This is a genomic window from Staphylococcus sp. EG-SA-10, from assembly GCF_017151945.1.
GTDB classification, from domain to species: Bacteria; Bacillota; Bacilli; order Staphylococcales; family Staphylococcaceae; genus Staphylococcus; species Staphylococcus aureus.
The window spans coordinates 153,875-166,461 of sequence record NZ_JACVZJ010000002.1; the positions used below are offsets into that span (position 1 = coordinate 153,875).

Here is a 12,587-nt window from a genome sequence, read left to right on the forward strand (position 1 = left end):
CAATTTCTCTGTGTTGGGGGCCCGCCAATATAACACTTTAGGGCCTACCATATTAATTTATGTCTCGGGCTCTAACTCTAAAATACTTATAATATATCTTTATAATTTATCTCCATTTGATGCTATCACTTGTTGATACCAATAGAACGAATCTTTTTTCAAGCGTTCCATCGTGCCATGACCATCATTATCTCGATCAACATATATTAAACCATAGTGTTTCTTCATTTCACCGGTTGTAAATGAAACAATATCAATGATTCCCCATGGCGTATAACCGATTAAATCTACACCATCTTGATCAACTGCTTCTATCGCTGCTGTAATATGTGCTTTTAAATATTCAATGCGATAATCATCATGAATATGTCCATCTACCACTTCATCAACTGCACCAAAACCATTTTCCACAATAAAAAGTGGCAACTGATAACGATCATATAACACATTCAATGTATATCTTAAGCCATCTGGATCAATCGCCCAACCCCAATCACTCGTTGCGATATGCGGATTCTCCACAGAATGATTCAAACCACCGTTGACGATGTTGTTTTCAACTGTAGTATTAACATCATGTTTTACAGCCGTAGACATGTAATAACTAAAGCCAATATAATCAACCGTGCCCTGCTGTAAAATACTGTCGTCCCCTTCTTGCCATCCAACATCATATCCTTTTCGTGCCAGCATTTTTTTAGCATAGCTTGGATAATAACCTCTCACTTGAACATCCGGGAAAAAGAAACGTAAACGATTCGCAATTTGTGCTTCCATCATATCTTTCGGATGACACGAATATGGATAAATGGGTACATGTGAAATCATTGTTCCAATCTTAAATTTCGGATTAATCTCTTTACCAAGACGAACCGCTAAAGCACTGGCTAAAAGTTCATGATGTGCTACTTGATACAAGACTTCTTCGGGATTATCATTTTCTGTTAATGCTACCCCAGAATTCGTCCATAAAAAGATAGGATTTGATGTGTCCATCTGATTATTAATTTCATTAAACGTCATCCAATATGTCACTTTATCTTTATATCTTTCAAATACAACACGCGCAAAATGCACAAAATAATCGACAACTTCTCTATTTCTAAATCCACCATAATGTTTCGCTAAATGAAGTGGCATCTCAAAATGTGATAACGTCACAACAGGTTCAATACCTTGTGCAATTAATTCATCAAAGATACGATCATAAAAGGCAAGTCCTTCTTCATTTGGCACATCTTCATCCCCATTCGGAAAGATACGTGTCCACGCAATCGACGTACGTAAACATTTCAATCCCATTTCTTTAAACAAGGCAATATCTTCCTTATAACGATGATAAAAATCAATACCTTCATGATTTGGATAATAGTGATTGGGATCTATAGATTCTGTAATCTGACGTGCTTTGCCATGTGCACCACTCGTCATAACATCAATTACACTTAACCCTTTACCACCTTTATCATATCCACCTTCAAATTGATTTGCGGCAAGAGCGCCACCCCACATAAAATTTTGCGGTAATTTTGTCATTATTACAACACACTCCTAGTTTTTAAATATTTTAAAAATAACATCTTCAGTCGTAATGATTTCATTCATTGTCAGTTCTACTTTTCCTAAATCGGCAGAGTTGCTAATAACGACAATAACGTCAGCATTGTAGCCTTGTTGTTGTATATATTGCTGGTCGAATTGTAACAACGTTTGCCCTGCTTCAACACGATCATTTTGCTTTACAAAGCACTTGAATCCTTTACCTTCCAAGTCAACTGTATTCACACCAATATGAATGACTATGTCCACACCGTCTTCTGATTGAATACCAACTGCATGCTTAGTTGGTACAATCATAGATACTAAGCCATTGAACGGTGCGATTACTTTGGATTCTTCATGAGCTTTGATTGCCAAGCCTTCGCCTACCATTTTCTCTCTAAAAATTGAATCTCTTACTTCTTTAAGTAAAATACGACGACCAGCGATTGGTGCTTTCACTAAAATTGGGGTTGTTACTTTTACTTGCGCTTTCTGTTCTGTTTCTTAAGTATCCACAGCATCATGATTCGTATCTTCTTGATGCTTGGCGTCGTCCATTAACAATTGTAATTGTTGATATACATATTTTACTTCTTCATTAAATACGATAACTAACTGTGTTTCATTTTCATCAACTGACGCCACGCCATCTATTTGTGTTACTTCATTAGCAGTAGAAGGAATTGCATGATGCATATGAATGGTCATGCGTACCGTATCATACGAAACATTAATAATATTTTCGACACCCCCTACAGCTGTAAGGATGTCTTGAGCATAATCTTTATATTTATTGCCCATAAGTATTACCACCTCAACTTGATAGTAGAATGAAAATGTATTTACTTACCTCTAATTATAATTGTACCGGTTCAATTTGTAAACGCCGATACAATTATAATATTTTGTGCTATAATAATTACAGACAAAGTGAAACGAGGACAGAATATTGTTAAAGTATGAACATATTGCTAAGCAACTTAATGCGTTTATACATCAATCTAATTTCAAACCCGGTGATAAATTGCCAAGCGTGACGCAATTAAAAGAACGTTATCAAGTAAGTAAGAGTACTATCATTAAAGCATTAGGCTTATTGGAACAAGATGGTTTGATTTATCAAGCACAAGGCAGTGGTATTTATGTGAGAAATATTGCAGATGCCAATCGTATCAACGTCTTTAAGACTAATGGTTTTTCTAAAAGTTTAGGTGAACATCGAATGACAAGTAAGGTACTTGTTTTTAAGGAGATTGCAACGCCACCTAAATCTGTACAAGATGAGCTCCAATTAAATGCAGATGATACCGTCTACTATTTAGAGCGATTAAGATTCGTGGACGATGATGTTTTATGTATCGAATATTCTTATTATCATAAAGAAATCGTGAAATATTTAAATGATGATATTGCTAAGGGCTCTATCTTCGACTATTTAGAATCAAACATGAAACTTCGTATTGGTTTTTCAGATATTTTCTTTAATGTAGATCAACTCACTTCAAGTGAAGCTTCATTACTACAATTGTCTACAGGTGAACCATGTTTACGTTATCACCAAACGTTTTATACAATGACTGGCAAACCTTTTGATTCATCTGACATCGTATTTCATTATCGTCATGCACAGTTTTATATTCCTAGTAAAAAGTAATACATACATAAAAACGTCTATATTCCAGTTATCAACCGGAGTATAGACGTTTTATAGGACATAATTTCTTTAAAAACAGTGAGAAGTACATTTTCAATCAGAAAATTACTTTTTACTGTTCTTTATATTTACATAATCTAAGAACTTATAGTTTGAATCCTATTGTATAATATTTCTTCGTCTCAAACGTTAAAACACACTAAGATCACTCAGTAATATGATGATCTATACTTTGTATTTTGGTTTTAAGTGTCTGTATCCCCTTATAAAAATAACTACTAATATAATGACACCTACTGTGAATATAATGTCCCAAGGCATTCTACCCCACATGATTGCTTTTACAAGTGGTTGTTCATAAAATGACGTTAGTCTTGAATGCCAATAACCATGTTCTAATGCATCTTTAAGTTGGATATAACCTACTGGCATTAATGTAATGAACACCATACCTGCCAAGCCAACATTTAAAGCCCAACATGATATTTTAATCCATTTTTCAACTTTCGGTGTCCAAAATTCTTTTTTAGTAATATTTTTAAAAACATACAACGCAATTGCAATTGAGAACATACCATACACGCCAGCCATAGAACCATGGGCATGTGCTGCAGTCCATTGCGTACCATGTTCAAAGTAGTTAACTGCTGGTGTGTTAATTAAAAAGCCTAATGCTCCAGCACCAATTGCATTCCACAATCCTGTTGAAGCAAGAAAAATAAATGTACCTTTGTAAGGAAAAGCGATGTCACTTTTCTTATATAAGCGATAGTGTGTGTATGCTTCCCAAATTAATAAACAAAGTGGCACGACTTCTAATGCTGAAAAACAAGAACCCAGTGCAAGCCATATGGAATGATCACCTTGCCAATAGTAATGATGACCCATACCAACAATACCTGTACCTAGTAATAGGATTAATTGAAAATATAATGCACGAATCGTCGTTTCAATGGTAGTTAATTTCATATTAACCATTAAGAAACCAATCAACACTACGGCAAATGCTTCAAATATACCTTCAACCCATAAGTGAACAATCCACCATCGCCAGTAATCTGCAAACGTCACATGTGAATTCGGCATTATAAATAATGATGCAAGATAAAATAACGGAATTGCAATTGCTCCAACAAACAATAGCGTCAATAAGTGACGTTTATCATGATTCGCTTGTACTTTGTTGCGAATAGCTGGTAAAAACCCTCGACAAAGAATGATAACCCATAAGATCATACCTACTATAAATAATATTTGCCAAAATTTACCTAATTCTATATATTCCCAACCAAAGTGCCCGAATAGCCACCAATGAGAATCAATCCAACCTAAAATATGACCCCATTCTCCAATCATGCTGCCCATCACAACTATGATTAAGGCCCAAAACAAGATATCTACTAATACGCCTTGTTTCTTTGGTTCTTTGCCCAATACTTTAGGTACAATGTATATTCCTGCTGCTAACCAAGTCGTAGCAACCCAGAAAATAACTAATTGCACATGCCATGTCTTCGCAATATTAAATGGAAAGAGCCTTTGTATTTCTATACCAAAAAATTTATTCTCTACATAATAATGTGCCAGTAATTCGCCTAATAATATTTGAACCAAAAATAGTAACATGACAACGACTAAATATTTCCCAACTTTTCGCTGACTATCAGTGATTTTACTATCTACTTCAATCTTTGGTAGTTCCCGTTCCGACTCATACGTCGGCTTCATGTCAAATTCATAACGCTTTTGAATATATATAATGAATGCCAAGCCTGCAATCAGTAATGTTACAGATATAGCAGTCCATAAAATTCCTGCACTAGGCAACGTATTCCCTGCATCCACATCGTATGGCCAATTATTTGTATATGAAAATGTTTTTCCAGGTCTATCTGTTGATGATAGCCAAGCACCCCAGAAAAAGAATTGACTTAAATGTTCAACTTTATTTCCTGCGACCATATAATCATCATTTTGAAACTGTTTAATCATATTTTCATTTAACCCTACTTGTTTAGGGTTATTAACAAACTCTTTTTTATAATAATCTTGCAAATATTTTAGACCGTATACTTGTCCTGGCGTTAATACAAGTTGATCTTCTTTTTCAGAATAACGATTAATCCTTATTTCTTTCATCACTTTATCTTTAACTACGGCTAACTCTGCATGATTTAATTTATGAAGTTGCTTATGATAAATATCTTGTGCATAATATTTACGCATACCAATCAGGTAATGATGTAATGCCTCTGCTGTATAATCTGGGCCTAAGTAAGAACCATTGCCTAGGTAGGAGCCATAATCTGTTAACCCATATTTCTCATATATCGCTTGCCCACTGATCAGCTCGCCTTTTGTAACAAGCGTATGACCTTGTTGATCTACTATCTTTGTTGGACGAGGTGCTTCATTTTTAAAAATATACCAACCACCTACTAGTAAAATTGAAAACACAATCACTAAAATCGTTAGTAGCACTTTAACTAAACGTTTATATGAACTTTGCATACTCATTTATAAAATCTCCTCTTAATTGCATTCTTACATATAAGCATACGCCGTTTTTTTATAAAGTGTTGATGACATTAAGTAATTTCAAGAATTTGTCGAAAAATATTTAATTGAAATTTCACAAATGATATAACTTACATTTTAATTCTTAGTTAAATTAATTCATTATATCATTTTTCAAAAGCCGCAATACATAAAACGAACGCCTAAATACCATAAAACCTAGTAAAAAGTAATACATACATAAAAACGTCTATATTCCAGTTATAAACCGGAGTATAGACGTTTTTTTACGATAATAACAATGGCTCAAATTGCTATTATCTTGCTTAGGTTTTTCGTTTTAGAAGAATATTGCTACAAAGACAGGCACAACTGCTACAACAACTACACCAACTAACACTAAAGCTATACTTGCCATTGATTCTTCTACAGGTCCTAATTCTTTGGCTGGTGCTACACCTAATGTGTGACCACTTGTTCCAAGTGCTAATCCTCGGGCAATAGGGTTAGTAATTCGGAAAAGCTTCAAGAATTTATTACCTAGGGCATAAATAATGACACCATTTAAAATAACTGCTAATGACGTTAATTCTTTTATACCACCGATACCAGCTGATACAGGTAACGCAATCGCTGTAGTTGCTGCTTGAGGTAACATTGATAAAATAACATCATTGGCAAATTGTGCTAACTTCGCAAAAGTTAAAATAATTAATAACGCTACAACTGTACCGATACCAATACCTCCGATGATACGGTGCCAATGTTTAACAAGCACTTCACGCTTTTTATATAACGGAATCGCAAAACAGATTGTTGCTGGTTCTAAGAAGAAGTAAATAATGTCTCCACCTATTTTGTAAGTCTTATACGGAATGCCTGTTAAATAGAGGAAGGCCACACCAAATACCATACTGACAAATAGCGGTGCGAATAAGAAGAAACGATTTGTTTTTTCAAATAATATGGTCGCTAAGAAAAATGGTATAACGGATAACAGTATTCCGAAGTATGGTGTGTTTAGTGCTAAGTGGTTAATCATGAGCTTGTGCCTCCTCTATTTTGATCTTTTTTGTGACTTTGTCACCTTTAGATCTCGAAGTAACTTTCATAATAATTTGTGTGACATAGCCAGTACAAATAAGTAATAGTATTGTTGAGACGATTATTAGTCCAATGATTAAAAATGGTGCTTGGCTAATGACACCTAAAGAGTTAACAACTGAGATACCCGCTGGTACGAAGAGTAAGCCAATGTTATTTGTTAGTGTCGTTCCTACTTTTTCGACTTCGCCTAACTTAACAGCACCAGTACATAATAATACAAATAATAATACTAAACCGATTACTGATGCAGGCATAGGAATTGGCATAAATGATTCAATTATTTTCGATACAAAGAGTACTAAAGCAATTACAATGACTTGGTGAAAAAAGTGTGCTGGTTTTGATGCGTCTTTTTGTTGTTTCACGACCATTGCCTCCTACGTTTGATTTAACTAAAGTATAGATGGCTCACTTCGATTTGCGTGAATTTTAGTCCGAAATACAAAATATCATAGGTAAAATGCATAAAAAAAAGGATTACTGTTAAAGTAATCCTATCGACGCTTTAAAATCTTTCATAAATGAACGTCCAACTTGCATCTTGACACCATTTGTCAATATTACCATATAAGTGTAGTTAAACCATTGTTGCACTTCTTTAATGTGTTTAGTGTTAATAATATATGAACGATGAATACGTATAAAATAAGTGGGATTCAATCGTTTTTCATAACGATTCAATGGCTCTGTTGTTTCGTATTTATGATTCGTTGTATGTATGGTTGTAATACCATTATGTGTGCCAATCCCAATAATATTTTGTTGCTTTAACATGTGAATTTTATCGTCAATTTCAACAGGTAAACTTTGATCAAAATTCGCCGACATATCATTCGCAATTGCATTTGCGCTATTATCATCTTTGGCTTTAGTCGCACGAACTTTATTGACTGCTTGTTCAATACGTTTTTGACCAAACGGTTTCAAAATATAGTCTGTCGCATTTAATTCAAATGCCTGTACTGCGTATTGGTCATGTGCAGTTGCAAAAATAATCGCAGGTGGCTCTTTCATCTTTTGAATTTTAGCTCCTAATTCGATCCCATTTTCATCCATTAAATTGACATCTAAAAATATAATGTCATATTGGTTTATCAGTAGTGCTTCCAATGTTTCTTTTACATTTTCTGCCTCATTAATTTCTTCAAAACCACCAATTTCATTTAATAAATATGTTAATTCATTACGTGCTAATGGCTCATCATCTATGATTAATGCTTTCATATTTATTCCTCCTCTTGTCTTTCATAAGGAAGTACACACCAAAAAGTGGTACCGCTCGATGTCGATTCAAATTGTAATGCTGCGGATTTTCCAAATAATCCTTTTAGGCGTAAGTTTAAATTTTCTAAAGCACTACCAGTTCCAGATTCTGATTCTACAGATGTTTCTCCCAACAAATGCATTTTATCTTTAGAAATACCCTGACCATTATCTTGTACAATAATACGTACATGTGTTGCAGTTTCTTTAATCACTGACACGTCAATATCGTTACCTTGCTTTCGATTCGTAAACGCATGTTTGATGGCATTTTCAACTAAAATTTGAATTAAAAATGGTGGTACAAGCACATCGCGATATTTGTCTTCAACATTAATATTGATATTAAATCTTCCTGGATAACGTGCTTGTTCGAGTGATAAGTATGCACGCACTTGACTTAACTCTTTATCTAAAGTAATCGTATGTTGCTTTGAGCCTTGTAAATTCGCTCTGAAAAAATAACTCAATTCTAATAGTAACTCTCGTGCCTTTTCGCTATTTATTCTAACTAAAGCTGAAATCGTGTTAATTGAATTGAAGAAAAAATGTGGACTCACTTGTGCCTGTAATGACTTAATCTCAGCATCTTTCAATAACTTACTTTGCGTTTCGGCTTCACCAAGTTCAATTTGGCTACTAAAAATATTTGCCAATCCTTCTGCAAGTTGACGTTCCACAAAAGTTAAATCATTAGGGTTTGTAAAATACATCTTCAATGTACCGACGATAGAACCATGCATCTCAAGTGGTATCACGATAGCTGCTCTAAGCGGGCAATTAGGATGACTACAACCAATCTCTTCTTTAGTATGAACTTCTTTCAACTTCCCTGATTTCAATACATCTTTAGACAGACTTGTTAATATTTCATTTGTTGGTATGTGATGATCACTACCTGCACCTACATGCGATAAGATTTCATTTTTGCTTGTAATTGCTACGGCAGATACTTTCATTAAATTTTTAATAATCATCGCAATTTGCTGTGCCGATTCTCTATTCAATCCTTCTTTAAAATACGGCAATGTCTGGTTCATCAATTGCAGTACATCATGTGTTTGAACAGCCTTCATTTGCTCCTCTTGCTTTAATGTTGAAATGATAATAGACATAAAAATCGCCGTACCAACGCTATTAACAATAATCATTGGTAGTGCAATTAATGATATGAGGTCAACCGCATATGCTTTGTCGTGGGAAAATGTTAAAATGCTCAACATTTGAATCATTTCCATAACAATTCCAATCATGGCACTTTTCGCAATACTCGGGTAACGCTTGCGTCTTTGAGCTTGTAAGCCAAAATAACCAGCAATTATACCGATAAATATAGATGAGATAAGATAAACTTGTGCATCCGCCCCACCCATATACACTCTGAAAATACCTGAAATAACGCCAACAAATAGACCTACAAAAGGGCCACCAACTAATCCTGCGACACCTATCGTTAATACACGTGTGTTAGCTAAAGATACATCATCATCTAAACGGAAGTACACACTTCCTGACAAACTATGTTGATGATCGATGACGATACCAGTTAAATTAGACATTAAGGCAAACAAACTGAAAATAATACATAATTGCCAACGTGCTTTCCATGTACGTCGACGATTCATTAAGTTTTTAAAATATGGAATATTCATCAACACATAGGCCAAAATAATAATTAAACCTACACGCTCAAGTAATAACATTGTTAGCGATAGCACGATAGCACCTCAGTGAATTATAATTATGTTTATTTTATCATAATAGTGCATGTAAAATTCATGAATAAATTATTAAAAAAACACGATACTATTTAATTACCTATACCATTAAAATTTCATATCAATTCTTATGCTAAGTTGACAATTTTCCTTTTCAAAATAATGACTATCATGTCACTAAATTTCTGTTAAGTATAGCGAAAAACTGCTGACATTACTTTGCCAACAGTTTCTAATCGCGTTATTTATGATACTTTTTTAAATAAAACATGATTCTCTAAATGAACATGCTCATGTGTTAACACTTCAAGTGCTTTTAATCTCTGATAAACGAGTCGCCAAGTACCACATGCCTCTATCGGTGGTTCATAGCTTGATGTTAAATCGCTCATTTTCACTAACAATTGTCCCGTTGCAATGTGATCAGATACTAAATCATCAATCACTGTATTAATATCGTCTACTACTTCACCTTGTTCATATTTAATTAGTTTTGGAAAATCAACATCATCTTCTTTTTGCATATGCTCTAACATGCCATTTTTAAATGTATCATATGTTTCTTTTAACTCGACTAAATATGGATGATTAGGTCCATGTACTTTCGATAATTTCGTCACATAAGGTGTTAAATTTTTAAATTCTTCTCTAAGAGGTTCATGATATGCTGCTTGAATATATTGAATAAGTGACGAAACATTTAAAAATTTAGGGTTAAGCGAACCTGGTGTATTCGTTTGTTCAACGTCGTTGAGACGCTGTAATAATTCGTTCAAATCTACATTTTTCTTTTCTAAGGATGCTGCTTCTATACTTACTTGTCCACCACAGCAAAAGTCTATACCTACGCTTCTAAAAATATCTGCTGCTTTCGGATAATCAGTTACTACATCTGCTACTATGTCATTTTTATTTATCATTATAGATAACCTCCTCATTTCCAGTGTATACAATTTAATGTATTTGAAAATGATAAACGAGGAAATGTCATAATCATGTCATAAACAGCAAAATAAAGCCCTCAAATCATGTTAGTTCACATAGATTTGAGGGCATTTATTATTTATTTTAGCGAGTAAGTCATATGTGCAGTGTTTAACTTAACAATATTTTTGAAGTCTCGCTTCTTAATATCTTTACTAAGTAAGATTTCCACTTCGTTTTCTGACGTTTGGCTTAACATTCCCATAATCATGTCGTCTTTTAGCACGACACTAGCCATACCTTCTTCAAATACATAACCACGATCCAGACCAGTTAAAATGATTTTGTTTTTACCTTTTAACTTCATTGAGATTGAATCCGTTAATGTAATAGCTGTAAAGTATAACGAAATGTTATTAAAGTCTTTTGTGAAATACGGTGTTAATCTATAAAAATCATTATTTAAATGAATTAATGCACTTGTTTCTGCAGTATAAGCATATTTATTACGTTGATTACCAACACGCACTTCAAATACTTCCGTACCTATTTGGACTTCTAAGAAAACATCCCAAATTTTTTCTTTAGGTAAATACGCTTTAATATCTTCTAACATAATGTTAAAACGATATTGTTTATTCGCATTGACACTTAAAGGTACATACATTGTGTGCTTCTTGTTTCGTGAATGTAATTTAAGTCTGACATCATAATGTCCTTCGCCAATCATAAATTCATTTAACGTTAGCTCTGTAACAATTTTATGATTATCAAATTTAAATGCTGTCATTTTCACTTTTGGCTTAGCGATATCAATGCCTTCAAAGTATGGTTCGCCTTCATTGAATTGAATGTTTAATTTACCATCTACAATATCAAAACGGTAGTATTGACCTTGACGGTAACTTTCTTCTACAGTTCTATAGTTGTCTATATCTTTCGCTCTCGCGTAGTGCAACAATGGTCGTAATTTACTCATCACCAATGCATCTACACGTTCTGGAACTGCTTGTATAAAGTCTCCTAGAGCATTAATCCATTGTGGTTGATCTTCTAGTTTAACTTTAAGTGAGAAGCCATTCGTACGAGAAAAACTAAAATGACGATTTAAAAATTCTGCTAAGATTTGATCTTTATGGGCTTCTTCTAAATCTGCATTTAATATTTCTACAGCAATCAATCTCATGACTTCGTAAAAGTCTTCAGGTGAAACATACGCACTACTCATATGTTCACCTTCACGCTTTGTAGCATAATAATACGCTTTATCACTTAACACACTGATTCGATTTGCATTCAAATATGCTTTCATTGTAAATAATTGATCTTCTGCACTCTTTAATTCTTCTGGAAAATAAATGTCATTATCTTTTAGTAATGCTGTTCTATAGATTTTAGTCGGGCTTAAAGTATAGATAATTCTTGAATTTAACAAAGTAACTTCAGGTGCTGTTTCTTTAAACATAGATTGTGGTACACCACGACCATTAACACCTTTCATTTTAATCAATAAGACATCTGAGTGATGTTCATCAATAAATGCTGCTGCATCCTTTAAAGTCTCTTTGTTTATATAGTCATCGGAGTCCACAAATAATACAAATTCACCTTCTGCTTGTTTTAACGCCACATTTCTAGGTTTACCTGGACCACCAGAATTTGTTTCGAGTTGACTTACTTTCAAGTTCAATTTATTACGATACTTTTCAACTATTTGTAACGTTTGATCTGTTGAACAGTCATCAACTACAACCACTTCAAATTCAGTTTTCGGAAAATCTTGTTTCGCAAGGCTATTGAGTAATTCTGTTATATACTTTTCTGAATTGTATGTTGGAACTATTACTGAAAATTTCATCATT

The 12,587-nt window shown here is 33.8% G+C and carries 9 protein-coding genes and 1 pseudogene; 1 reads left to right on the plus strand and 9 read right to left on the minus strand.

All coding sequences use genetic code 11. The features are described 5' to 3' along the window. Positions 1 to 99 precede the first annotated feature (99 nt). Together IDG45_RS02840 and IDG45_RS02845 are read right to left on the minus strand one after the other, a co-directional pair. A complete protein-coding gene (locus IDG45_RS02840) occupies positions 100 to 1,536 on the minus strand; it encodes a 6-phospho-beta-glucosidase (protein ID WP_206171549.1) in 1,437 nt (478 codons plus the stop codon). 15 nt (positions 1,537 to 1,551) lie between these two features. Continuing rightward, positions 1,552 to 2,343 (minus strand): annotated as a pseudogene (locus IDG45_RS02845) (PTS sugar transporter subunit IIAB). Positions 2,344 to 2,491: 148 nt separating this feature from the next. Here IDG45_RS02845 and IDG45_RS02850 point away from each other — a divergent pair. Next, complete coding sequence (locus IDG45_RS02850; protein WP_000922329.1) at positions 2,492 to 3,196, plus strand: GntR family transcriptional regulator; 705 nt, start codon at positions 2,492 to 2,494, stop codon at positions 3,194 to 3,196. A gap of 225 nt (positions 3,197 to 3,421) precedes the next feature. On the opposite strand, the gene IDG45_RS02855 is transcribed toward IDG45_RS02850, so the two are convergent. From IDG45_RS02855 to tarS, 7 genes are all read right to left on the minus strand, one after another. Beyond that, positions 3,422 to 5,713 carry a nitric-oxide reductase large subunit gene (locus IDG45_RS02855; protein ID WP_050482633.1) on the minus strand — a complete coding sequence of 764 codons (2,292 nt, stop codon included), beginning with the start codon at positions 5,711 to 5,713 and terminating at the stop codon, positions 3,422 to 3,424. 340 nt (positions 5,714 to 6,053) lie between these two features. Beyond that, on the minus strand, positions 6,054 to 6,755 hold the full coding sequence (lrgB, locus tag IDG45_RS02860) for an antiholin-like protein LrgB (RefSeq protein ID WP_000607067.1): 702 nt from the start codon (positions 6,753 to 6,755) through the stop codon (positions 6,054 to 6,056). After that, the gene (gene lrgA, locus IDG45_RS02865; protein ID WP_001792906.1) at positions 6,748 to 7,191 is read right to left on the minus strand and encodes an antiholin-like murein hydrolase modulator LrgA; all 444 of its coding nucleotides are present in this window, start codon (positions 7,189 to 7,191) and stop codon (positions 6,748 to 6,750) included. The genes lrgB and lrgA overlap by 8 nt, the downstream gene beginning before the upstream one ends. Before the next feature lie 112 nt (positions 7,192 to 7,303). Next, entirely contained in the window at positions 7,304 to 8,044 is a 741-nt protein-coding gene (locus IDG45_RS02870) for a response regulator transcription factor LytR (RefSeq protein WP_000645454.1), read from the minus strand. A gap of 2 nt (positions 8,045 to 8,046) precedes the next feature. Next, positions 8,047 to 9,801, minus strand: coding sequence for a sensor histidine kinase (locus tag IDG45_RS02875; protein ID WP_000950281.1), 1,755 nt, complete (start codon positions 9,799 to 9,801; stop codon positions 8,047 to 8,049). 245 nt (positions 9,802 to 10,046) lie between these two features. Then, positions 10,047 to 10,721 carry an iron-sulfur cluster repair di-iron protein ScdA gene (scdA, locus tag IDG45_RS02880; RefSeq protein ID WP_000608831.1) on the minus strand — a complete coding sequence of 225 codons (675 nt, stop codon included), beginning with the start codon at positions 10,719 to 10,721 and terminating at the stop codon, positions 10,047 to 10,049. A gap of 143 nt (positions 10,722 to 10,864) precedes the next feature. Next, complete coding sequence (tarS, locus tag IDG45_RS02885; protein ID WP_000975345.1) at positions 10,865 to 12,586, minus strand: poly(ribitol-phosphate) beta-N-acetylglucosaminyltransferase; 1,722 nt, start codon at positions 12,584 to 12,586, stop codon at positions 10,865 to 10,867. Position 12,587: the final 1 nt, after the last annotated feature.